Source organism: Chryseobacterium sp. FR054 (genome assembly GCF_056844565.1).
Window position 1 is genome coordinate 1,231,726 of the sequence record NZ_JBXDSA010000001.1, and the last position, 26,250, is coordinate 1,257,975.

General features: G+C 39.6%; 15 protein-coding genes. 4 read left to right on the plus strand and 11 right to left on the minus strand.

Annotated features, from left to right (window positions below; all coding sequences use genetic code 11):
- Nucleotides 1-929: 929 nt before the first annotated feature.
- Nucleotides 930-1,943 (minus strand): glutaminase A, encoded by a 1,014-nt coding sequence (gene glsA / locus AC106S_RS05610; RefSeq protein ID WP_482438100.1) that lies wholly within the window; start codon nt 1,941-1,943, stop codon nt 930-932.
- Nucleotides 1,944-2,444: 501 nt separating this feature from the next.
- Here glsA and AC106S_RS05615 point away from each other — a divergent pair.
- Complete coding sequence (locus tag AC106S_RS05615; RefSeq protein WP_482438101.1) at nt 2,445-3,143, plus strand: DUF1826 domain-containing protein; 699 nt, start codon at nt 2,445-2,447, stop codon at nt 3,141-3,143.
- A gap of 301 nt (nt 3,144-3,444) precedes the next feature.
- Entirely contained in the window at nt 3,445-5,073 is a 1,629-nt protein-coding gene (locus tag AC106S_RS05620; RefSeq protein ID WP_482438102.1) for a helix-turn-helix domain-containing protein, read from the plus strand.
- A 378-nt stretch (nt 5,074-5,451) separates the two neighbouring features.
- Here AC106S_RS05620 and AC106S_RS05625 read toward each other — a convergent pair whose 3' ends face one another.
- The 4 genes from AC106S_RS05625 to AC106S_RS05640 all read right to left on the minus strand — a co-directional run bounded on the left by AC106S_RS05625 (nt 5,452) and on the right by AC106S_RS05640 (nt 14,969).
- Nucleotides 5,452-5,961, minus strand: a complete 510-nt coding sequence (locus tag AC106S_RS05625; RefSeq protein ID WP_482438103.1) for a hypothetical protein — start codon at nt 5,959-5,961, stop codon at nt 5,452-5,454.
- Nucleotides 5,962-6,025: 64 nt separating this feature from the next.
- The gene (locus AC106S_RS05630; RefSeq protein WP_482438104.1) at nt 6,026-6,526 is read right to left on the minus strand and encodes a hypothetical protein; all 501 of its coding nucleotides are present in this window, start codon (nt 6,524-6,526) and stop codon (nt 6,026-6,028) included.
- An 89-nt stretch (nt 6,527-6,615) separates the two neighbouring features.
- Nucleotides 6,616-14,337 (minus strand): GEVED domain-containing protein, encoded by a 7,722-nt coding sequence (locus AC106S_RS05635; protein WP_482438105.1) that lies wholly within the window; start codon nt 14,335-14,337, stop codon nt 6,616-6,618.
- Between the two features lie 89 nt (nt 14,338-14,426).
- A complete protein-coding gene (locus tag AC106S_RS05640; protein WP_482438106.1) occupies nt 14,427-14,969 on the minus strand; it encodes a hypothetical protein in 543 nt (180 codons plus the stop codon).
- A gap of 1,184 nt (nt 14,970-16,153) precedes the next feature.
- Here AC106S_RS05640 and AC106S_RS05645 point away from each other — a divergent pair.
- Entirely contained in the window at nt 16,154-17,767 is a 1,614-nt protein-coding gene (locus tag AC106S_RS05645) for a helix-turn-helix domain-containing protein (RefSeq protein WP_482438107.1), read from the plus strand.
- Nucleotides 17,768-17,835: 68 nt separating this feature from the next.
- On the opposite strand, the gene AC106S_RS05650 is transcribed toward AC106S_RS05645, so the two are convergent.
- The 3 genes from AC106S_RS05650 to AC106S_RS05660 all read right to left on the minus strand — a co-directional run bounded on the left by AC106S_RS05650 (nt 17,836) and on the right by AC106S_RS05660 (nt 19,729).
- Entirely contained in the window at nt 17,836-18,780 is a 945-nt protein-coding gene (locus AC106S_RS05650) for a hypothetical protein (RefSeq protein WP_482438108.1), read from the minus strand.
- A gap of 186 nt (nt 18,781-18,966) precedes the next feature.
- Complete coding sequence (locus tag AC106S_RS05655) at nt 18,967-19,488, minus strand: YdeI/OmpD-associated family protein (protein WP_482438109.1); 522 nt, start codon at nt 19,486-19,488, stop codon at nt 18,967-18,969.
- A gap of 52 nt (nt 19,489-19,540) precedes the next feature.
- Nucleotides 19,541-19,729 (minus strand): hypothetical protein, encoded by a 189-nt coding sequence (locus tag AC106S_RS05660; RefSeq protein ID WP_482438110.1) that lies wholly within the window; start codon nt 19,727-19,729, stop codon nt 19,541-19,543.
- 578 nt (nt 19,730-20,307) lie between these two features.
- On the opposite strand from AC106S_RS05660, the gene AC106S_RS05665 reads away from it, so the two are divergent.
- Nucleotides 20,308-22,107: a hypothetical protein gene (locus AC106S_RS05665; protein WP_482438111.1), complete on the plus strand. Its 1,800-nt coding sequence runs from the start codon at nt 20,308-20,310 to the stop codon at nt 22,105-22,107.
- A gap of 270 nt (nt 22,108-22,377) precedes the next feature.
- Here AC106S_RS05665 and AC106S_RS05670 read toward each other — a convergent pair whose 3' ends face one another.
- The 3 genes from AC106S_RS05670 to AC106S_RS05680 form a co-directional block, all read right to left on the minus strand.
- On the minus strand, nt 22,378-23,811 hold the full coding sequence (locus AC106S_RS05670) for a hypothetical protein (protein WP_482438112.1): 1,434 nt from the start codon (nt 23,809-23,811) through the stop codon (nt 22,378-22,380).
- 288 nt (nt 23,812-24,099) lie between these two features.
- Nucleotides 24,100-25,485 carry a tRNA uridine-5-carboxymethylaminomethyl(34) synthesis GTPase MnmE gene (gene mnmE / locus AC106S_RS05675; RefSeq protein ID WP_482438113.1) on the minus strand — a complete coding sequence of 462 codons (1,386 nt, stop codon included), beginning with the start codon at nt 25,483-25,485 and terminating at the stop codon, nt 24,100-24,102.
- Nucleotides 25,486-25,668: 183 nt separating this feature from the next.
- Nucleotides 25,669-26,247, minus strand: coding sequence for an NAD(P)H-dependent oxidoreductase (locus AC106S_RS05680; protein WP_482438114.1), 579 nt, complete (start codon nt 26,245-26,247; stop codon nt 25,669-25,671).
- Between the last annotated feature and the right edge of the window lie 3 nt (nt 26,248-26,250).

Consider the following 26,250-nt stretch of genomic DNA (forward strand, 5'->3'; position numbering starts at 1 on the left):
ATTGTAACTAACATGTATTTTTTTTTGAAACGCAAAGCTTTAACTTCATTGTATATACTTTAGGGAGCAAAGTGTTGAATCAACCCTGTTGATTCGATGAAGCGACGGACTAGCCTTCGGCTGTTTTTATCTTTAAAATAATAGATTATAATTCGAAAAATTTGCTGAAAATCTTCGATTTTCCTGCGCCTTAAAAGCAGCCTGTTAATTTAAACATTTGCGCCCTTGCGTTAAGCCAAAAAAAAATCTGCTCAATCCGCAAAATCTGCGAGTCTTAAAAAAATTTACATAAACATTGGTGTAATCCGGGAGATCTGCGGGAAATTCAGTTTGTATTGTAACTAACATGTATTTTTTTTTTGAAACGCAAAGCTTTAACTTCATTGTATATACTTTAGGGAGCAAAGTGTTGAATCAACCCTGTTGATTCGATGAAGCGACGGACTAGCCTTCGGCTGTTTTTATCTTTAAAATAATAGATTATAATTCGAAAAATTTGCTGAAAATCTTCGATTTTCCTGCGCCTTAAAAGCAGCCTGTTAATTTAAACATTTGCGCCCTTGCGTTAAGCCAAAAAAAAAATCTGCTCAATCCGCAAAATCTGCGAGTCTTGAAAAAATTTACATAAACATTGGTGTAATCCGGGAGATCTGCGGGAAATTCAGTTTGTATTGTAACTAATATGTATTTTTTTGAAACGCAAAGCTTTAACTTCTTTGTATATATTTTAGGGGGCAAAGTGTTGAATCAACCCTGTTGATTCGATGAAGCGACGGACTAGCCTTCGGCTGTTTTTATCTTTAAAATAATTGATTATAATTCTAAAAACTTGCTGAAAATCTTCGATTTTCCTGCGCCTTAAAAACAGCCTGTTAATTTAAACATTTGCGCCCTTGCGTTAAGCCAACAAAATACAGTAGAAAACCAACTTAAAATATGCTCAGGTTGTATTGTTTTACCAGATCCAGGATCATATGATAGCCTGCCAGTGAGTTTCCATGCTGATCTAATGAAGGGCTGAATACCCCGATTCCCATTTTCCCGGGAACACTCACAGTGATTCCACCGCCGACACCTGATTTACTTGGAAGCCCAACCGTTCGGGCATATTCTCCGCTGAACTCATACATTCCGGCAATCAGCATCTGCGATTCTATTAATCTGGCGGTTTCTGCATTTTTATAAGTGGAATCTCCATCAAAACGGGTACACTGGTTGGCAAAGAAATAACCGATCTTAGCCAGGTCTTCCGCGGTCAGTTCAATGGAACACTGTTTGAAATAGTTATCCAGCTGGTCTTCATTTCCTGAGATCAGTCCGTTATTTTTCATCAGATAAAACATTCCGCGGTTCCGGTGACCAGTGGATTTTTCTGATTCATAAACCGATTTGCTGTAATCGATGGAAGAGTTTTTCGTGATATAACGTACCATATCCAGGACTTTAAGGAAGGGCTTTTCTCCATCTCCTGAAATCAGGGAAACAGTAAGGATGGCCCCTGCATTCATCATCGGATTAAGGGGTTTCCCGGTTGTTTCCAGGTTGGAAAAGTGATTAAACGGCTTATCGGATCCGAAATAGCCCATTTTACTGAACACATCAGCTTCACCCCTCTCGTTTACCGCAATCATCAGGGCAATGATTTTGGAAATACTCTGCATGGTAAATTTCTTGCGAACGTCTCCCACATTCAACACTTTCCCATTTTTATCCACGACTGAAAAAGCAATCGCTTTAGCATCCATCTTTCCAAGCTCAGGAATATAATCGGCTACTTTGCCCTGGGTATAGTAGGCTCTGTTCTTTTCCAGGATACTGCTTAATGCTTTTTCGGAAACAGACGGAATTTCTGCCGTTTTCTGGGCATAGGTGATTGTATTGAAAGTCAGAAAAGCGGCTATGCAGATTCCTTTTGCTGAAGACAGAATGCTATTTTTTTTCATGTAAAATATTTTCAATTACCTCTGTTGAGATGAGTTCAGGAGCAAAGATAATTTTTTTTGGGTTTTTGAGAGATAATTTTAAAAAGAGATGTACCTGCAACTCCGGAAATAACTTTATCTCAGGTTTGAAGAAAAATACAAGAAACATAATCTGAATTAAAGATTAATTTTAAACTGATATAGTGTTACTCTTTGTTCACCGGTTTTAGACAGAATTCCCTGGTATACGGTCCATTTTAAATCCCGGTCTGCTTTGGATGCAGAAATATGTCTGAAACTCTGTAAATCAGAATTAAATCGGTATCACACTAAAATATCTGTTGTAATTATAAAAGGTGGCTTCAAATAATAGTATTATTTGATAGTACCAAAGATAGTATATGTATATTATACGTTTGTTTGCCACTTATTGCTAACCCGCATATAAATAAATTCGTCCGGTTACTGTCCTTATTCTTTATTTTTGCAAGAAATAAACTGTCCACTACTTGATTTAAAATTATGACCAATACATTTTCCGATAGCCACCAGATAGGTATTGTTTCCACTTTCTCCGATCTTATAAACACCCGTTTTCAGGGAGACATGAATGCCGTCTGCTGGCACAGGAATTTAAGCGGAGACTTTAAGGAAATTGTAACTCAACTTCAGCTGAAAGAGGATATTACGGAGATTTCTGCTGAGGATCTTTTGGGGCTGCAGCTTTCAGAAGAAGGACAGATGGCCAGGGAAGTTATTTTAAATGATTTACAGCTGTTAACAGATTTCGGGGCCTCTCCTTCTCTTAATCTGCTTCGGTGTTATGAACGGGATGACGAGTTCGATTTTATTTCAACAGATGTTTATTCTTATCATGTGGACCGCTCTCCTGTAAGTACAGATACTTTTTTATGCACTTATTATGGTGCGGCGAGTGATATTCTGGCTAATGACCAGGCGGAACAGAAAATTCTGATTCCTGAGATCCGGGCAAGACTTAAAGAACTTCATGATGGTCCGGAAGCTGAATTTACTGCTTTTCTTAAGGACTGTTTTTTTGATTTACATTATCAGCCTAAACCTGGTGCAGAGCCTGTTAATCTGGAGCGGGGACATTTATGGCGTCTGGCAGTAGATCATCCGGAGCAGGAAGTCCTTCCATGCATACACAGAGCACCTTTAGAAAATGACGGAGAGTACAGACTGCTGTTGATTTGTTAGAGGTTTGCATTGTCCTCCCGAAAAAATTATCCTGTGCTATTAATAACGGAAATTTAATATTTAAAATTAAAGATATTCTCTACACTGCTTTCAGGATTCTTTCGGGATACTATCTGAAATATGTTTTTCCGCTTTCTGTGATTTTTTCAAACTAAAAATGAAATTTTTAAAATTATCTTAATAATTCATGTGTTTTTTTAAATAAAAATTCAAATATACCCATATTAATTGCTATAAAATATACATATCTTTGTAAAATACCTCTGATAAATAACCATTTTTTAACTCAAACTTAAAGTAAATGAGACCTTACCCATCTATCTTATTTATCATTATTTTGCACCTGTTTACTTCAGGAAAAAGCCAGAAAATATCTGAAGAGCAGCTGATGAACGAGCTGCGCCGGATACAAGGTGGAATCAACAGAACAGGTATTGTAAATAATACCATACCGCAACTGGAAAAAAACTACGGGATTGCAAAAGAAAACAAATATGCGGTTTCTTTTCTGATCGGAGCGGAACTGATGCGAAATTATTCAACTATGGATAATGCAGAGAAAGTGATTGAGATTTCAAAAGATGTGGAAAAATACATCAGTGAAAACACCTCTCCGCAGGAAGTATCCAACATGTATGAGATGAAGGCCCGTTCACTAGGAGATCTGGGTTTTCTGGAGGATTCTCATAAAGCCTATCAGTCCGCAAGAACATATCTGGAAAAGATCAGGGATCGTGATGTACGTTATTATTACAGCAGCTTATTTTATTCCAATTATTCCAGTTATTTTGATCAGAGTAAAAAACAATCGGACTCTGTGCGTCTGTGTCTTATAAAAGGGCTGAGTGAAGCTGAAAAAATCGCTGATAAAAGTTCTGAAATATTGCCTGTACAGAAATATGATTTAATTGTTTCCATACAGGCCAATCTGGCTCTGTATTATTTATGGATCATGAAGCCGGGCGATCCTGCAACAGCTCAGAACTATCTTTTAAAGTCATTGAAAATTGCCGAAAGCAGAAAAATAAGTCCGCTTAATGAAATGAATTTATACAGAACTGCAGGTGATTTTTACCTGGACAGGAAAGATCATGATAAAGCGATCCATTACGCGCAGGTAGGTTTAAGATTAGAGCAAAAAATAGTATCTCCTTTCAGCCGTGAAGTTTTTTATGAAATCCTGACGGAAGCTTATCTGGCGAAAAACGATCCGGCAGAAGGAAAAAAATACAGCCAGCTTCTTACCCGGTTAAAAGACAGCATAAAAACGGCGGAAAAACATTCGGTAAACCATGTTACCACAGCGATAAAAAAAGAAAAAGAATTAGAAAAGAACAATACCGTTAAAACCTATCTATATATTTTTTCAGCCGTAATAATTATAGTATGCAGCGGAATCTGGTATTATTGGAGAAAGAGAAACAAGGTTCTGCAGCAAAGATTTCAGGACCTCATCACCAAAATAAAACAGGAAACTGAAAATCAAAATGATGAAAGAGAAAGAAGTAAGGAAAGAACGGTAAAGTCTCCGACGGCTATTGCTGAGGAAACGGTCAGCCAGATGCTGAATAAAATCTCCAAATTTGAGAAAGCACAAAAATACCTGAAAAGCGATATTACGATTGCAGGTCTCGCCAGCAGTTTTAATACCAATACAAAATACCTTTCAGAAATCATAAAACAACACAAAAACAAAAATTTCAACCAATATATCAACAGTCTCAGAATTGAATATATTGCCAAAAAGCTTTATGAAGACTCACTATACAGAAAATATAAGATCAGTTCTTTAGCGGAAATATGTGGATATACTACACCCCGGGCGTTTCAGAATGCGTTTAAAAAGGAAACAGGTTTAACTCCATCAGACTTTATCGAAAACCTCAAAAAGGAACTGGAGCCGAGGGCATTGGAATATGAAAAAGCCTAGAAATAACAGCTAAAAACGGATCTGACAGTTAGGGGTTAAAATAATTTTCAGTTATTCAATATTGTCCTTACTTCCAAAAAGTAAGGATTTTTTGCTGCGAAAAATTGCCCTTCCCCGGCAGATCATTTTATGATGTTGTGTTCTTTTTCTGGTTTTAGTTCAGTATTTAACAGACAGACAGCTCCCATAAACGGAAGCTGTCTGCAATCAATATAATCTATGCTATTTCTATATTAATTTTACACTTTGAGCCCTGCTGTTTACCCGTATAAGATCAAAACCGGCTGGCCGATCAGATATACTGATTGCTGATCTGTTAGATGTTCATTAAGCCTCAGTTTCATTTTGTAAGGATATGAAATAAGTCCGGAAACAGGATTAAGGTTTCCAGAAAGACCAGACTGATCCGTTATATACTGCTATTTGCCGTGAAACTGTATCATAGGCAATGGTTCCTGCTGCAGGATTAATTATATTTAAATGCGGGCTTGCAACTTTAGGAAGGATCATTGCCTTTGTGCTGTCTTCCAGAACAAGGATACCATCCGTAGAAGCCGGTGTTCCAATACCGGCTTTGGCTTCTGCTTTTTCCGTTTTACCTGACTGTATAGATAAATCTGCATGCCCGGTTGTATCCTTACTCAGATCAAACCAGCTGCCATTTTTTAAATATTTAACCTTATTATCCGTTGCATCAAAGATCAGAGTTCCATTCTGAGAAATTCCACTATTATTTTCAATATAGGGAAGCACAAGACCTCTGTTTTCAGTATCTGCAAATTCTAATGATACCGACGAATTACTGACGCTGCTCTTTCCAATTGCGACCTGTGCCTGTGCTGCAGCCGTAAACAATACACTTACTATGACTAATTTTATTTTTTTCATTTTACTCATATTTTAGTTAATAACACAATAAGGAACGCTTCAGAATGATAAATTATCTTTAATATTACTCTGAAAGCTCAAACAGCTCAGGATCTGAGAACCGGATGTTTAGTTTATTTGTTCCTGATTTTCCTGCATTTTCATCTTCCGGAACGTCAAAACTCAGGATATCTCCTTTCTTTAACTGAATCTGGAAATAGTAACCGGTATCATCCAATGAATTCCCTGATCCTCTGAAAGCTTCTTTCCCATTTAGATTTACATAATAGGGAACCTGATTTTCAGGCTTTGTATTCCGGCCGGTTTCTGAAATAAGGTTGATTCTGTAAACTCCCGTTTTATGAACAGTTACTTCATTATTATTTAAGGAAACCTCACTTTTATCATTAGCTGAGGTCAGTTTTGAAAAGTTGATCCTGTTTTTTGTCCCCTGCTCATGGTAACCCGTACCTTCAATGGAATATACGGGATTAGTGTCTGTCATCTTTTTTTCAATATGCTGCTGGGCGTAAACAGAACCTGAAAAGATGGGTAGAATACATAAAGTCAAAATCTTTAAATACATAATTCTTTTGTTTTTTTGTTGAATGAATCTTAAATAAAAACTTCAGGTAAAAGCAACAGAATAAATCTGTTGCTTTCCTGAACTTTAAATTAATCCGGGCAGGTCTGAGTATTTAAACACTGCCAGCTGAAGGTAGTTCCGCCGTCGGCTGAAGTATAAATTTTCATACAATTGTTGGTTGTATCGTATACCATCATTCCTTCCACGAAATTAGCAGCCGGGATTCCTGCCGGATTTCCGGAAGCATCAAATGCTACCCTGTTTACAACAAAGCCTTTGGTCTTGGATTCAAGTACCATCCAGCCTCCTTTACGAACCATAGGCCAGTTATCCGGATCATCAGAACCTGCTCTGTTTAATGAGGTAATTCCCACTTTGCTATCCAGTGCAGTCCCCGTTAATATTCCTGGTTTATAGCAATACGATATTCCACACACCCAGTCTACATAATAATCTTCTACCTCTCCGTCATTTGCTTTCAAATAACTCCGTTCATCAACCGGCGTGGTTACAATATCATTCAACTGAGTGGTCGTAAGACGTAAACGTACAAAGCTACGTAATGGATTTCCACTGCATCCCTGAACTGCTCCCGGATCTGCCCATGTAAGAGCAACAGTCTGCGGAGAAGCTGATGCCGGTACCGTTTGAACAACGGCTTCATTCGCTTCAAAACTGCCATTGTCATTCCAGTCTATGAAACCGTATAAATAAGCAGCAATACCGGTATTGTTGGTTAATGGTACATTCAATGTATAGGGTACTCCTGCTGTTTTTACAGGTAACGAACCACTTACGAAAGCATCTTCATCTATTAAACTTCCTTTACCATCATTATCATCTCCTGTTGCATTATTTCCGCTTCCGGTAATGGTAAACTGAGGAGCATCATCACTATCAGCAGCATTAGCACCCAGCTTAAGCGGGTTATCAACCTGACCATATTTAATCTGATGACTGGCCTGATCTCCAGGATTATAACGGTCATCCAGATCTCCAAAATCAAAGGCTGTATTTCCGCATACCGGGCCTGTGGATGGCGGACCTGTAAAATTAAATTCAGACGGGCTGGCTGTACATCCTCCACAACCATCACTTCCGTCGATGGTATGTCCCACGTAACCATATCTGTCATTTCTGTCTTTAATCAGAATGGAGATATGCCCTCCCGCTTCTACATATATCATTTTACCCGGAAGCATCTGTGCGCCTCCGCCAATAGTAACAGCAGTAGGAATATACCTTGTGGAAGGTGATGGAAGTCCTGTTTTACTTCCGTCGTTATTCCCGGCCGAATAAGCTCTGTTATCTTCAGTTATTACAAATGATAACGGGGCATAAGTATCATGATTGTTTGCAGAAATCCAAATCGCTTTTCCTATTGGTTTGGTAATATCTGTTTGTATACCTGCTGCATCCGGCTGCTCATTAATGTAGGAAATCGGAAGCCAGGACCGGGCTGTTGTTGTATTTCCGAGGCCTAACTGTCCTGAGCTGTTGTCTCCCATCACAAATACTTTTCCGGCACCGTCTCTTACATAATAAGATGTTGAAGTCGTATTATTAATATCCTGCTGTTTTACAGGAAGCGTGATTCCTGACGGAACAGTCATTCGGGAAGCAAAGCCTCTGTCCGCAGCAGCCTGCCCGTCTCCTAATAAAGTACTGCTTCCCCAGGTATAGAAATTATTACCGTCGGTAGCAATTACAGCGCCGCCGGCAGAACGTACATCTTTCATTCCGGACAGAGGTGTGGAAGAATTGGTCATTACCTGGTGCCATCCTGGTGTCATCTGGTTTCCGTCTCCCTGTACATCACTTCCCATAGTATTTGAGTACATCCATACTTCTCCGGATTTAGTTAATAACACCAAAGAGCCTATTGTTGTATTACGTCCGGCATCAATCATTTGTACCTGGGCAGGGCCTACACCTGAAGGCAATGCTACCTGGGTCATAGCCGTAGTTGCATTGGTAAATACTCCATTGGCTCTTCCCCATACATATAAACCAGAAGTGGTCAGCATGAAATACTGATGGTAAGTGGTACTATATGATGCACCGGTAATCATTAGCGGAGTACCCGCAAAATTAAATCCGTTAAAACCAGACTCTACTTTGGCCGGAGTATTCTGATTAGTAATCCCATCGCCGTTGGCTGAATTACCAAATACAAGGTATCCTCCACTGGCAACCCTGACAATACTTGCATGGAATAAAGCCTGTACAGGATCCATAAGACCTAAACGGTCATCCACACCACTGTCACAAGACTGAGCCGTAGCAGCTGTGGTATCTACCGGCAGATAATAATCTTCCACTTCTCCGCTGATGGGATAAGCGGCATTAATACCGGTGCTTAAACCGTCTCCAATGGAACGTTCATCCACATTAGCCGTTGCAGGGTTATCGGCAAGTGCCGCACTTGCAATACGGACTCTCATATATGTACCGGAAGCTGCTCCGGTATAAGTTGTTGCATACCAATAAAGCTTTGCAGTCTGAGATCCGGAATTGGCAGTCAATGATACTGAAGTATACTCATTGGAAGTAAAACGCCCGTTTCCGTCCATATCAATCCAGGCATGCAGTGTAGCTGCCGTTGCAAGATTATTGGTTACATTAATAAGGGTGCTGTATTCTGATCCCGGTACAAGCGTAGGTAAAGCATCGGTCATTCCGTCTTCATCCAGCCCGTCTCCATTGGTTCCGTTATTGTTGGCTCCTGCGGCAACACTTTGAGGAGCAGGTTCCGTATCAACTGTGGTTCCTATCATAAGAGCGGAGTTAGGATTATGGCGTGCGGGCAGCATTACTCCCGACGTATTCTGTTCGTAAGAAGACGGGACATCACCATAATCAAGATTTGTGGTTACCGGTATTGTATAATCTTCAATTTCTCCGTTAAATATTACAGGGCTTGCTGCATATTCTCCTGTATTGAGTCCGTCTGCAAGAGCTCTTTCATCCACTAAAAGACCTGGAGCACCTGTTGCAAAATCAGCTAATGTTCCTTCTGATAAACGCAGACGCATATACAGCTGATTGGGTGTTCCTGTAATAGCAGATGCCGCGGCTGTCCAGTTCAGGACAACATTAGCATTATTGACAGCATTGGATACCGTTGCGGTACTAACTTCAGACAGTTCAAAACGTCCGTTGTTATTAAAATCTATCCAGCCATACAATGTTCTTGCGGCACCTGTATTATTGGTTACTTTTACGTTGAGCGTGTAACCGTTTCCACCACCGGAGTAAATAGGTGAAACTAAAACTCCATCTTCATCATCGGTTCCGTTATTGTCATCTCCCAGTGCATTCCCTGCAATGATCTGTTTTGAATTTTCATAATCTGCAGGATTATCCCCGATATAAAGTCCCTGGCTTGCCGCCTGTCTGGCAGGTGCCACCACGCTGTTACGGCTTGTATCATAACTGTCCGGAGCATCTCCATAATCATAAGCAGTGACAACCGGTACAACATAATCTTCTATTTCACCTCCGTTAGCTGTTCCGTAGGCACCGGAAGAAAGTCCGTCCCCAATAGATCTCTCATCCACAACCGAGCCTGGTGCTCCCGCTGTAAAATCTGTTAATGTACCATCAGAAATGCGCAGACGCATATATACCTGAGTTACTCCAACAGGGATCGTATTTGTTGCTGCAACAGCCCATGAAGGCAGATTTACTGTTTGCATCGCACCTGAAGAAGGAACTGATACTGAAACCATTTCTCCCGCTTCAAAATAACCGTTATTATTAAGATCAATCCAGGCATATAATGTTTTAGCAGACCCCGAGTTATTAAATACATTTACTTTTGAATAATAGGCTGTTCCTTTGTAAACCGGCATAACAGAAGGAATGCCATCCTCATCCAGGCCATCACCGTTACTTCCATTATTATTGGCACCAGAAGCTACCGACTGTTCACTACCCTCAGTATCTACTGTATTTCCCAGCCTTAATACCGGTGACGGAGCCTGCCTTGCCGGCACAGAAGTCACTCCGTCCCTCGCTCTTGAATACAGGGCAGGCGCATCACCATAATCATATAAATTACTTACTGCAAACTGATAATCTTCAATCTCACCCGCGGCAGCACTGAATCCTGTGCTACGGGTATCTATTAAGGCCTGATTTCCATTATTTGTGTTAGTCATTGCAGCTCCGGAAAGCCTGAATCTCACATATGTTTTCCCGGCTGCCAATACCAATGGGGAGAAAGTAGCAGTTGCTGCCGGCCATGTTAAAATAAACTCTGATGTAGTCCCGGCTGTAACAGAAGCGCTTGCCACAGCAGCTTCATTGCCATTAAATATACCGTCACCATTAAAGTCTATCCATGCATATAAATTCTTAGTTCCGGTAACGGTTGTATTTACCGGTATTTTAATGGTAAAAGGAGATCCGCTGGTGATTACCTGTGGGGTAATTCCATCCTCATCCAATCCGTCCCCGTTGGTTCCATTGTTGTCTGCACCAGATGCCACTGCGGCATTGGTTAATTCATAATCTACGGTAGCCCCCATAAAGAGTTCAGGAACCATACTGTTCGTATGGGATGCAGGAGAACCGTTTTCATAGCTGGCCGGAACATCTCCATAGTCTTTAATAATGGTCAGCTGATAATCTTCAACCTCTCCCTGGGATACGGAACCGTAAAGCCCGGTACTTAAACCATCTGCAATTGCTCTTTCATCTACCACCGCATTATTGGCACCTGTTGTTAAATCCCCTAATGTAATTCCTGTATCCGGCTGTACCAGTCTCAATCTCATGTACAGCTTATCCACTGCCGCAGAGATCGTATTTACCTGTGCTGCCGTAAAACTGACAGTGGCAGAGGTGGCCCCTGAAGCAACAGACGCTGTTGCAAATTCTCCGGATTCAAATCTTCCGTTATTATTAAAATCTATCCAGGCATATAAAGTGGCTGCATTTCCTGTTATATTGTTTACGGCAACGGTATAGGTATTAATTGCTCCTGATCTTATATACAATTGATTAGCCTGAAGACCGTCATCAGAAACACCATCCCCGTTAGCTCCATTATTATCATTCCCTGAAGCCACTGAAAAAGGTGCAGGTTCAAACGTATAGCTGCCTCCAAGATATAATCCCTCTGCCGGCTGATTTCTGGCAGGTTTAAAGTTGGCTGGATTTACATTTCCGTCTTTATCCATTTCATAACTTACAGGAACATCTCCAAAATCATAATTGCTGTTTCCAACCGCAAACCGGTAGTCTTCAATTTCTCCGAAACCGGGAAGGGTGTATATTCCGGTAGATGCACCATCTGCAACAGCACGCTCGTCTATGGCTGTTGTTGTGGTATTATCAGAACCCGCAGTTTGTGTAAGCCGGATCCTTGCATATAGATTATTACTTCCCGCAGGAATTGTATTCGTCTGGCTGCCTCTGAACCAGAAAGTTACTGCCGATGATCCCGCCACTAAAGACTGATACCCCGTGGTACTGCCTGTTGAGGCAGTATATGCTGCTTCTGAGGCTTCAAATCTGCCGTTATTATTAAAATCTATCCAGGCAATAATATTGGATGCCGCATCTGCTCTTACCGGTACAGAAAAGCTGAACGGAGCTCCTTTTGTGATGACAGGCAATGTACCTGTAAGACCGTCTTCGTCTAAACCGTCTCCATTGGTTCCATTATTATCATTACCGGAAGCCACACTCTGAGCTGCCGCTTCACTATCAACTATGCTTCCGATGAAATATAAAGGATTGCCTATCTGCCTTCCCGGAACTGAAGCCATTGCGTTATTGTTTTCATAAGAAGCCGGGGCATCACCAAAATCGTACAAGTCTACCGGCAACTGATAGTCTTCAACCTCTCCGTAGGCTATTGTTGGGTTGTTCACAGAACTTGAAGCTGAGGTTGCTCCGTTCCCGATACTTCTTTCATCAATTAATGCCCCTCCGGAAGCCGCGGTTGTAAAGTCTGCCAAACTTAAATTTGAGAGTCTGAGACGGAGATAAACTTTTGTGGTTCCGTTCACAATAGCCGCTGTTTGGGCAGCTGTCCATGTAAGGGTCTGATAGCTTCCCCCCGTTAAAGTGGTACTTGTTGTGGCGGCTTCACCTACCTGAAAACGGCCATCCCCGTTCAGGTCCAGCCATCCATACAGATATTTGGTACCGGCCAACGTTGAAGGAATGTTTACAGGAACTGTTATACTGTAAGCAACACCGCGGCTTATACTTGACACTGAAGAAATTCCGTCTTCATCGGCCTGGCCTGCTGCATTATCTCCAGCTGTATTATTTTCATCAGGAGCAGTAACGGAAGCCGGGCTGTCTTCTATATCAAGAAGAGCTCCGAGGCTAAAGCCTGAAAGCGGTGCATGTAAAGCCGGCAGAGGGTTGCCGTCTTTATCGTTTTCGTAGCTTGAAGGAACATCTCCGTAATCAAAAGTATTCAATACCCTGATCTGGTAATCTTCTACTTCCCCGTTTGAAGAGGTTGCAAAATCAGCAGCGCTGGCTGTACCTGAAGCACCGTTTCCAATACTCCTTTCGTCAAGTAAAGCTCCTCCTGAAGCTGCGGTGGTAAAATCTATAAGAGATCGGTCTGAAAGCCTTAACCTAAGATACAGTTTTGCCGCATTGGGTACTATTGTTCCTGTTTTGGCAGCAGACCAGGTTAAAGTCTGTACTGTACTTCCTGTTGCTGTAATAGTGATTACTGCATTAGCCAGCTCTTCCACCTGAAATTTTCCGTCATCGTTAAAATCTATCCAGCCATACAGGTATTTTGCGGTAGCGGATGGGTTATTCACCGGAACGGTCAGGTTATACGGGGCGCCTGCTCTTATCGTATTGGCTGATGCCACAACAGCATCTTCATCTGCTCCGTCACCATTGCTGCCGTTATTATCAGAGCCGGAAGCGACGCTGAATGGTGAAATCTCAAGATCAGGGACTGAAGTTCCTAAGGATAATCCTGCAAGAAGCCGATGGTTTGCAGGCGCAAAAACGCCGTCTTTAGTATAATCATAAGCGGCAGGTGCATCACCAAAGTCGTATACTGCAGAAACCACACTATCCCATGTGCTTCCAACAGCAATACCGTCTACTTCTAATGTGGGAGCATTGGCTGCTGTTCCCTGTAAAAGGGCTATTGCCGAAAAAGCACTTGCATCTGCTCCGGCTAAAGCTGTGTACTGTACACCTGCTGCTGCCGGTTCTGAAGACAGTGGAGGATTAACGTATAACTTTACAGCATCGTTTGTTGTACCTGTAACCACTTCATACTTTAACACAACCATAATGTTGGTGTTAAAAGGTCTTATTTCGGTCTCATATACCGGTGTTCCTCCGGTACCTCTCAATACTCCGAAACTGAAACCGGAACCATTCGATCTGATGAAGAGTTTGGCCCCTACGGTTGTGGCAGGAGCAGTAGTGGTACCGATTGAATAAAAGAAATCTCCCACGGCGTTAGCGGCAGATACATTAACGATAAGAGATGAATACAGGGAGCCGCTGTTACTGGTGAACCCTCTGTAAACATCCTGCCCGTTATTGGATAAAGGAATTTTATTCCCCATATCATTACCAATGGAGCCTCCGTATGAAAGATTTCCGGAAGAAACCGCTATATTATTTGTTCCGGTCCCCGAAAGTGCAGTCCAGTTATTCGCTGTGAGCAATGTCCCTGCTGAATAATTAAAGCTTTCTGTAAGAAGGTTTTGGGCTTTTAAAACAGATTGAATACTGAAAAAGATAATCAGTATGGCACCTGCTGTCTTTAAATAAAGCCTGTTTATATTGTATATTTCAAATTTCATATAAATCAGTAAATTTTTAAAAGCATAAATATTTTGATTTTTTTCATTAGAATACGCTGAACATCAGTCCAGAATATTTGGCCGTATCATTAAATACATGCACTCAAAACAGATTGGGGAGGAGGCCTGATAAAAAAGGAAAACTTTAAAGCTTTTTGTGTATAGTTCAGATCATAACAGTCTATGATTTTTTTATTCTGAATATCAGGATAGAAAGAAAACTGATAGTATCGAAACTTTCCAATTAGTTTTGGTTTACTGTTGGTCTGTATGGTTCCGCTGATATATTTATTCTTGCCGCTAAAAATAAGAGCAGATTCTGATGGATTAACATTAAAATGACAATCAGCAGCTGGATTGGAAAATCGGGAAGCCTGTGCAGATCTTCCGGGTTTTGCTTTATTGTTACGGGCAATTTTTCCGGGTTTCTTTTTAGAGCTATTTTTGGCTACATGACGGGGATTAGCGGGAACATCAGAAAAGTACCCTTTTTCAGAATATATAAAGGCTCCGGTATCTATAAAGACTTTTGCATCTCCTGTTACAGTAATCTGTGCAGAAATCAGGCAATAAGGAAGAATAAGTAAAAAACAAAACAGGAATCTGGGAAATTTGCTTTTATTTTCATTCATTTACATCTTGTTTTTATGGTTATTCTTACATCTTACCTGCTATTTTATCGGACAATAGAATTGAATTCCTGTTTAGCTTAAATGAAAGTTGAAATTCGTTCAATTTTCATTTTTTTGTTAATGGCTGGACTTTATTTATCAACTGCTCCCAACTGAGGAAACTGCCGGTCACAAGATATAATCAGTACTTATTTCTTTATTAATATTAAGCTCAGGGTTTCGTTATCCACCTGTACAAGATAAACATCGGCTGAAAGGTCAGAGGTACCGGTTGCGAATCCGTTATCAAAAATCTGAGACAGATTTACTGATGAAACGTTTGCATGGTATATATTAATCTTATTCAGTTTTTTTATATATTCTATCTTTGCAGGATAGGATACGGGCTGAATTTGCTTTCATTTAACAGATAGTATTTGTTGGCATATTCTTTTAATTCACCTGACTAAAATATTTTAATTTAAGGGACAGATCCAAGATTTATATACTCATAATTCGGAAATATTCCTATATAATCCGGCAATCAAATACAATACAACAAGCTAAAAATCAAATATTTAAATAAAAACCCTCATATTTTCCATTGAAATTCTATTGGCAGTACGGATGATCTGTTCCAGCTATCCTAAGAGCGGTAATACCTGCTTTGGTTTCGGGTGCTGTTCCGGTGACAGCATGGTAATCTGCTGCCCAATGCACAACCGGGAGTATCTGCATATCGTACGTAGAAATTAGCAGCGGCAATGTCATTTTCGTGAAAGAGGGCGATCTCTGCCGGTTTAACGGGGCCTTTTTAATTTCTGTTCACAAAAATTTCCGCAAAATATTAATATTTGAATACCGGGTGTTATATTCTCTTTTATGAACCGGAATCAGATATGATTTTTGAATAAAAACAGGGCTGCAATAAGTATTTTTTACAAATAAGCATAATTGATTTTCAAACGGTTACGACATTCAAAGCCGAAGGACTTTCGCCTGAGTTCAGATTTTCCAGGAATGATCAGCTATAATTCATAGCTGCCCTACCCGCGTCTGAACTTTCAGCTGCTTCCATCTTTTGTTTAAATTTCTTTTAAACTCCGGCTATGCCAACATAACTATGACCGTTCCAGGAATAATATTTATATATTTGTGGTACCTCTGTTTTCCACAAAAACTAATATAATTCCAATTAAAAGTAAATGAAACTTCGTAACTATTTTTTATTATTTATCGCTCTGCACATGTTTGCTTTGGGAAAATGCCAAAAAATAACTGAACAACAGCTGAAAAACGAACTCAAACAGATACAGAATGATATTGACAGGACAGGAATCGTAAACACCACAGTTCAGGAACTCGAAAAAAGTTACCGTATAGCAAAAGAAAACAGATACGATGTCAGTTTTCTGATAGGTGCTGAACTGATGCGTACTTACTCCGTGCTGGACAATGCCGAGAAAGTTATTGAAGTTTCCACAGATGTTGTAAAATATATTAATGAACGCTGTCCTTCAGAGATAGTGTCCAATATATACAGGACTAAGGCCGCATCTCTGGGTGAACTGGGTTTTCTGGAAGATTCCCATAAAGCCTATCAGCTTTCAAAAAAACACCTGAAAACAATCCGTGACAGCAATGTCCGCTATTATTATAGCAGCATATTTTATTCCAATTATTCATCTTATTTTGATCAGAGTAAAAAACAGTCCGATTCTGTCCGTTTATGTCTTTTAAAAGGATTGAGTGAGGCAGAAAAAATCTCTGATAAAAGTACAGAAATACCATTACAGAAGAAATATGACCTGATTCTCTCCATACAGGCTAATCTTACACTTTATTATTTATGGATCATGAAGCCCTCTGATCCAAAAACCGCAGAGAAATATCTTTTAAAATCTCTGGAGACAGCCAGCAGCGGAAAAGTAAACCCTCTTAATAAAATGAACCTGTACAGAACGGCAGGTGACTTTTATATTGATCAGAAAGATAATGATAAAGCTGTGTATTATGCTATGGAAGGTTTAAAACTGGAGAAAAGCCTTTCCTCTCCTTTCAGCAGAGAGGTTCTATATGAGATTTTAACGAATGGCTATTTAGCGCAGGGTAATACTGCGGAAGGAAAAAAATACAGCCTTCTTCTTACCGAGTTAAAAGACAGCATAAAAACAGCGGAAAAGCATTCGGTAAACAAGGTGACCCACGCAATAAAAAAAGAGAAAGAACTTGAAAAAAACAACACGCTCAAAAGCTATCTGTATGTTTTTCTTGTCATTATCATTGTAACAGGAGTTGGTATCTGGTATTACTGGAAAAACAGGAATAAGGTTCTCCGGCAGAAGTTTCAGGAACTTATCACAAGCATTAAACTTGAAGCGGAAATGCCGGAGCCCGAAAAAGAAAAAGAGGAAGAAGAAACAATAAAAGCCCCGCAAACGATGGCCGAGGAAACCCTCAATCAGTTATTAAGCAAATTATCAAGGTTTGAAAAAAGCGAGAAGTACCTGAAAAGCGATCTTACCATCGCCGGGCTTGCCAGTAATCTGAATACCAATACAAAATACCTTTCCGAGATCATAAAAAATTACAGAAACAAAAACTTTAACAGCTACATCAATGGCCTCAGAATTAAATATATTACCAAAAAGCTTTATGAGGAGGAGATTTACAGGAAATATAAAATCTCTGTTCTTTCAGAACTTTGCGGATATGCTACTCCCCGGGTCTTTCAGAATGCATTTAAAAATGAAACCGGTTTAACTCCTTCGGATTTTATTGAAAACCTGAAAAAAGAGACGGAAGCGGGAAAAATATAGACGTAACGGGCTGTCTCAGATGTGAGACAGCCCGTTATGAATGAGTCAATACTTACTTAACCTGACAGCTATAATATTTCCGTTAATAACCGGGTGCGGTCATAGGGTGATTCCCAAAATCTTCTGATTTTTGTTTCTAAATTATTTTCTTTCATTAAGGACTCATTATAAGAATCCTCAGGAAATAAATTTACATTATTTGATTGAACTGAAATTGAAAAACGATTCATTTGATCTCTAAAATACCCTTCTTCTTTTAAATCACGCAAGACATCCGAAAACAGTAAATCCAGCGCTTTAAAATCAATTTCAGTTTTAATATCTTTCAAAATTTCATCAATAGAAATAGTTTGATGATAATGCATTGTTTCAGGGTTCCACAATTTATTATAATCTATCTTTTGCCTGGTAATTTCTGTTCTGAAAGCATTAAGACTTCCTCCCCATAAACTGTACAAATTACGCTCTCTGTTTTTTACAATAACCGCTCCATATAAAGTATCCTGATTGTTAGCAACTGTTGCATTCAATTGACTGAAACTCTTTATAAAAGAATTTTTCAAGGCGGTTTTATGATCATGAAAACTTTCGTAAACGGAACTGACCTGTTGTATGATTTCAAACTTTTCAGAATCTAAAGCTTCTACCACCTGAATTAACATTTGAGGAAAAGTAATTTCCAGATCAATCAAATGATCATCCTCTATTAAAAACAGCTTCTGATTTTCAATTTGTGCAACAATGAGATTTTCATTGTATGCATCACCTATGGCAACATAATCTGCATATCCCAGTTCCTGAATCATTTCATTTTGCTCCACAAAATCAGCTTCCTCGTTAAAAACTCCTCCAAATAAATTATCATTAAAGCCAAAAATACTGAGATATGATATAAAAAAGTCAGGAATATGGTTTCCCAAATTCTCATTCAACGCTCGAATGTCCTCTAAACTAAGTCCCTTTTCTTCTTCAAATCTGTTCATTCGGATTAATTTATCTTTTATCTTCTCCATAACGTATTTTATTGATGTTTTATCGTCAAATTAAGGCTTTTAAAACTTACAAACCACTCCCTGTAATCAGTGATTTTATACTTATAAATAAAAGACAAACTTTTTTGTACAGGTGATTTATTTACAAATCTTTTGCTTTATCAGTGCTATGAGTTCGAAAATCACTATTTATCCGTTGGGACTTTTCTATCGTAAATGTTTTGGTTTAAGATTCAGTGCTGCACTTTCCACGACTTCCATTATGCGCTTTTGTCTGGTTTCCTGTTTTCTGACGAGGATAATCCAGCTCAATATTATTTTCCTTGTTGATTTGCTCAAACTCAGAAAATAATCTTTCGAGCCATTATGTTTTTTGAACGCCGTTTCTAAGTCGTCCGGAATGATCACTTCTTCTATTTCATCCAGGATTGTCCAATATCCATTCTGTTTTGCGATTTCAACACTTTCGTAGCCCTGTTTTGTCATTCTTTTGCTGTCAGTGAGCTGTTGCACTTTTTCCTTGTTGATTTTTGACCAGTTGCTTTTCGGTTTACGTTTGCTAAAAAACTGCATAAACGAGATGTCATTAATCTTTTTCCTTGTGCTGTCAATCCATCCGAAACAAAGTGCTTCATCAACGGCTTCACTCCAGCTTAATGAAGGAATATTCGACTTTTTTGTGTAAAAGACAAGCCAGACCGATTGTCTGGACTGATGGTTTTCTTCCAACCATTGTCTCCAATCTGTTTGACTTTGCGGGCAATATGTTTCAGTTTCCTTATTATGCATTCTGTTGGGCTAACCATTTTAAAATTGAAAGGATGGTTTTCTCCGGTTTTTCCTGCTGAATCCGGTGACCATAATCTAAACTGACAATATCCGGATTGGGAACGATGTTTTTCAGATTTTCTGACCTGGAAGACGTATTCTGTTCTCCATAGCGTTGGCTGATACCGGATAGGTCTCTCATATTTTATACTTTAATCAATAGCTGTGAGACAAATTTAAGCCCGGTTTATGACAGCATCATGTCAGTAGTCAAAAGTATTTTAGTGATAATGATGAAAAATATTTTTTTAATCTTCTGTTTTTATATTCCTGGTTCTATTTTATTTGACGGTTGTTTTCTTTAATGTATAATTAAACGGCGTGTTATCATGGGTAAAATAATAAAAGAGATGGATCATAACAGGCTGCCCGATAATTGAAGTTGCGCTTACCAGACTTGTTAATGCTCCCTGCCCCCCCTGTTGATCGGAAGAAATACTTTTACTGATCTTCGGCTGAATTGAAGGCCCACAGCTGCCACCCAACGAATCAGAAACATTAGCATCATCCAGCCTTCACCTGCAAAAGAAAATCGTAATAAACCTGTGCATAAAAAATCAAGCCGGAATCTCAGGAAGAATGAAATACCCATAGAGAGCCGGGTTCCGTTCAATATTTAAAAAATTAATAAAACAGCAATTCCGGCTGTATTTTTCTTTATTTTTTTGGTCATTGGCTTATTAATTGATACTGTTAATTTCACTGAATTTCTGATGGCTAATGACTAGATCGACTATAACTTTAATTTTCTTTTTATGTGGTTTTTTCTTTTTGAATGCACAGGAGAAAAAAGATTCGCTTTATTATAAAATAGAGGAATTTTCGGATAAAAGAAAAGTTACCAAATTCATCCACCGTTTAATATTCCGCAGGGAGGCCGATTCAGCGTCTGTAAAATCCAGAACCGAAAAACTTCTGCAGGAGACTTATAACAAAAGATACATCAGAAACGTCCGTATTGAAACCATAGATCCCTTTGGATATGGCACTCAAAATCATAAAGAAAAATTAAAATGGTATGATTGGGTGGCAGATAAGCTTCATTCCACGACAAAAGCCTCTACGGTTAATAATTATCTGCTTTTTAAGAAAGGAGAGGAATATAACGCTCAGAAACTCTACGAATCCGAACGTTTGCTGAGAACAATGCCCTTTATCAACAGGGTTAATATCAGTGTTTCCGACAGTACTTCCAGCAAAGATTCTATTGATGTTGTGGTAAAAATCCTCGATTCCTGGAGTCTGAAGCCGAGTCTGAATTATTCCGGAAGTAAAATCGGTCTGGGAATTACAGAAGAAAATGTACTGGGCTTAGGCCATACGCTTGATTTTCTTTACAGAAACGACTCTAAAGAAAAACAAAATTATCTTCTGGGAAGTTACACCGCCTATAATCTTTTCGGAACTTACGTGAATGCCCAAATCCTGGGAGAACGGGATTTTCTCAGAAATGAAAGAATCAGCTTCAACATGAGGAGAGATTTTTTTTCTCCCCTCACAAAATGGGCAGGAGGTTTTACTTTTGAATATTTTATGAGGAATGTCTCACTGCCGACAGAAACCGATACCACTTTTCCGGAAGTTCAGATCAAGGTATACAGTCAGGATTTATGGGGTGGTTATCAGATTCCGGTTTCCTCTGATCCCGGTGAAAAAGTAGGCAGTAATATTGCCATTATAGGCAGGTTCCAGAATTATCAGTATAAAGACAGCCCGGAAACAGATCAGTACAGATATTTCAGTTCCTATAACAGCTTTCTGATGTCTGTTGGGCTTATCAACAGAAAATTTTCCGTGCAGAAGAATATTTTCCAATATGATCTTCCTGAGGATATTGCTTATGGAAATTCGGTGAGTTTTATTACAGGCGGTTTATCAAGAAACAGAAAGGTAGTTCCTTATGTGGGAGCTTCTGTATCTTACGGCAATTTTACAAAGCTGGGATATTTCACCCTGAAAGCCCAGTTTGGAAGATTCCTGAACGAGGACAGCCGGAACCGTGAATCTTTCCGTTTAGACGGGACTTATTTCACTCATCTTCAGGACTGGAAATTTGCCAGAGTAAGACATTTTTTCTCTCCTACTTTAGCATTAGGAAATCCTCAACATAATTATTCCTATAAAGACAGAATCAATCTTTCTTCTTCAGATGAATTCCCTGTTTACAATCCTGATTATATAGGCACTAAAAAAATGGTTTTAAGATATCAGCTTCAGATGTTTATTAATAAGACATGGAAGAATTTCCATTTCAGCCCCTATTTAACGTTCGCGGCCGGCTGGCTGGGAATGCCTGATGAAAAGCTTCTGAAAACGCGTGCCAACACAAAAATAGGCGTTGGTGTTTTAATTAACAATCCGTTTTTGGTCTTCAACAGGATACAGATCTCTTTCACCTATTATCCCCATGTTCCGTTCGACGATCATTCGGTTTTTGATTTTAACAGCAACCGGAATAATCTTCTGCCTATGAACAGCTTTTCTACGGAAGTACCTCATTTTGTCAATTTCGGGAACTGACGGTTAGGATTAAATCACAAACAGCCCCCACCATTGGAAGCTGTTGTGGATCCGTATAATAACAATTAAAAATTCAATTGATGATATACCGATGATTGTAAATTCTACTTTCCGATACACCTACCGGTTATCCTGATGAATATGTTTTGCTGTTTTCAATTTTCCCGGTTCTTCAACTGCGTCTTTTCCGATCCAGGTCTGAGCGCATATTTTCACGCTCTTTAACCTGAGATTTCCTAATAATAAAATTATTTGCAGTTTTAATATGTATTATTTATAAGAGAATGGTATGGTATTAAACGAGCCGTCTTCCTCAAAGCTTTTTATGAGTTCCAGGCGTGCTTCCGTTTTCACTTTTTCAGTACGGTGTAAAAATTTATCTTTTGTAAACCACTCTTTGCCAAATGGCTTAACACTTATCAATACTATTTTTTCAAGGTTAAGTTCAAATGTGGGAGGAACATGCTTTGTACCCATAGTGAGCAGTGTACCAAAAGGCTTCCCCGCGCTGTATTGGCTATTACTGAAAAATGTATCGGGACCGTTACTTGCAAAATCGCCACTCATTACCCATGTTTCAATATCGCTGTCTTTAAACTCCAGTGTTGCGGTCCCGAATTTTTCCATAAGCGCTTTAAAATTGCCGTGGCGCAGCGCCGTTTGGGTAACACCGTTAAGCAATGCCGGCATATAATGTTCTTCTATACTGAAGAACGACACTTTTTTATCAAACTCGAAGTAAAACTCTACTCCAATACCGTTATGGGTAAGCATAGAGTCCTGCTGGTTATCGTTATAAATATCGCTGAGGCCGTCGGTTATTACAATGGTCGTATTTTCTGTATTGATAATACGCAGTTTTGCCGCCACAGTGCCGGTAGAATGCCCCGGCCAGTTTAAGCTTCTGAAGCCGCCCACGTTCAGGTACATCGGTCTCTCATCCAGTGTGCCTATTGATGTGTAAAGTTCATGGCGCAGGCGGATAGCTTCTGCTGCTGCTGCTTCCCTTTTTGCATATTCAGAATTTACCGATACTGCTTTGTTTTCAATAGCTGAGAAGCCGTGTTCAGGAAATGCCGGGTCGGTTTGTATGGTTATAACATCGTTTTCATAGCTGAACCAAATGCTTTTTAACTGATTGTCCAGCGCATGGTTTATCAGATCAATGCCCAGACCGTAAAACGAGTCAGAAGTGAACGTTTTTTCTTCGAATATGATGGTTTTAGTAGCTTTTATTTTGATATCACCTCCCTGATTGGTAAAATGGCCAATACCTTCGGCTTTTTTAAAAGCACCAATTCCTGTTGCACCTATAAAGCTTTCGTCCAACTCCTCCTTAATTGCGGCTGCCAGATCTGAAACGCCATATTGCTTCATAGTGGCAGGCCGGTCTTTTATAAAGGTAAAGCGGGTACGGATATGTTCGGGCAGGTGCGGATAAAAATCGCTCAGGTTTACCGTTTTTATCTCATTGATACTGTCGTTCAGTTTGCGAAGTTCCTTTATTATTTCGTTTTTATTTTTATGCATATGGGCAGACATGAAATCGTATTTAACACCGTCTTCTATATAAAAAATGCCTCCGCTTTGAGAAGAGCCATATTTACCTCTTACAACATCTCTATGATAGGTTTTGCCTTCCTGAAGATAAGGACTGTAAGCTTCTCCCACAGTTTGCATCAGATCCTGATTAATTGAGTCCATTATTTGAAAATTTGATTGGGTATGGTTAACTGTTTTTATTAATTTCCGGTAAATATAGAATTTAATTTAAGAATAGAATTATCAAATGAAAATTTGCTGATTTTAAAAAAACATTCGTTCGGGTATATGCCTTAAAACCGTTGTAAACCAAATTTCCCCTCGTGGGTCTCGTTGGCGCAAGCGTCATGCCCGCTGCTCATCATTTCTTAAAAATATAAACAAAAAAAAACGAGTTAACAACTCGTTCTAATTTTTATAAAAACCTCAATTATATCATCTAAAAAATATCTATTTGCCGATACAAAACTTAGAAAAAATATTCCCCAGTACCTCATCATTCGTAACCTCACCTGAGATCTCGCCGAGGTGCTCCAAAGCATTTCTCAGCTCATACGCTAACAATTCCGTAGAAATTCTGAAAGAAATAGCTTCTTTTACTTTATGTACGGCATCCATCGATTTCTGTAAAGCTTCAAAATGACGCTGATTGGTGATAACTACATTATTTTCCTGGGTTTTTAAATGCTCTACATAAGATGACAGTTCATTTTTAAGATCCTGGATATTCTGATTTTCCACAGCTGAAATTCTGATAAAATCAAACTCATGAGAAATGGCATTTCTGAAGATATCTTCCACCGATTCGTATTTCGGAGGCAGTACTTCGTCAATCTTGGTAGCACAGATAATCAGTTTAAGGTCTTCTCTCAATAATGACCGGATCATTTCAATATCTTCCGAATAATCTTCCGTGGCAGCATCGGCAAGGTATACCAGAATGTTTGCATTTTCAACCTTTTCCTTAGCCTTTTTTACGCCGATGGCTTCAATCTCATCCATAGTCTCGCGAAGCCCGGCTGTATCAATCAGCCTGAAAGCATGACCTTTAATGTGAAGAACTTCTTCAATAGTGTCTCTTGTCGTTCCGGCAATATTGCTTACAATCGCTCTTTCCTCTTTCAGCAGAGCGTTCAGCAAAGTTGATTTTCCGGCATTCGGTTTTCCGATGATGGCTACGGCAGTCCCGTTTTTGATGGCATTACCGTATTGGAAGCTTTCAATGAGGGAGCTTAACTTCACCTCAATTTTATCCAGTAATCCGCTCAGGGCTGTTCTGTCTGCAAATTCCACGTCTTCTTCGGCAAAATCCAGCTCCAGCTCAATCAGGGAAACAAAATTCAGAAGGTCTGTTCTCAATACCGATATTTCATTGGTAATTCCACCTTTCAGCTGGCTGATGGCTACTTTTCGGGACGCTTCATTTTCGGAGGCAATTACATCGGCAATCGCTTCAGCCTGGGAAAGATCTATCCTTCCGTTGATAAACGCCCGAAGGGTAAACTCTCCTGCCTTAGCCATTCTTGCCCCGTTTTTGATAAGCGTTTCCAGAATACGTTTTCCGATATGCGGAGAGCCGTGAAAAGCGATTTCCACAGAATTTTCTGTTGTAAAACTTTTCGGAGCCAGGAAAATAGACAGCATAACCTCATCAATTGCTTCCCCGCCATCCATAAAATATCCGTAATGGATGGTATGGGACTTCTGTTTTTCCAGTTTCTTGCCCGGAAAACTTTTTTGAACAACCGGTAAAGCATCGTTCCCGGAAACTCTGATAATCCCTAAAGCCCCTACTCCATTGGCCGTGGCCAGCGCGCAAATCGTATCGTTATTCATACTGCAAATTTACGCTTTTTCACGTTAATTTCTGCTGACGGAACTTATCTGTATTGTCTATGGTTTTCATTGGCTTTTTACCTCTTAAATTTTATGTCTTCCAGTATTTAAAAATCATTCATACCATAAGATTATTTAAACACTCAGTGCCGTCTGCAACAACTTCCAAAATAATATATATAATTATTTCAGGTCTCTGCCAAGCTTTTCCACTTTTTCAAGCCATTTATTCCGTCGGGCTTCTGTGGAGTTCCTTATGATTCCGATGTACGTTACTTTTACAGGTCTGATGCCGCAGAATTCCAGTATTGATTTTCTCAGCTGGTTAATACTGGGCCGTCCATAAAAAAGACGGTAATACCAGCCCGGCTGATCCAGTGTTGTAATGATATGGGCGGTTTTCCCTTTCAGCAGTTTATCCCACCAGACTGAGTTTTCCCTGTATTTATAGGCAAGACCCGGTAAAAAAAGCCGGTCGATAAATCCTTTCATCAATGCAGGCATACCTCCCCACCAAACCGGATGGATCCAAACCAGGTGGTCTGCCCACTGAATAATTTCCCAGGCTTTAAGAAGATCGGGTTCCAGCTCCATCCTTTTCTGATATCCAAAATGCAGAACAGGATCAAAACTCAGATCTGATATCATAATTTCTTTCACCTCAGCTCCTGACTGTTTTGCACCATCTCTGTAAACTCCGGAAATTCCGTAATTGAAAGAACCTTTATTGGGATGTCCGTTGATAATGGCTATTTTTTTCATAAT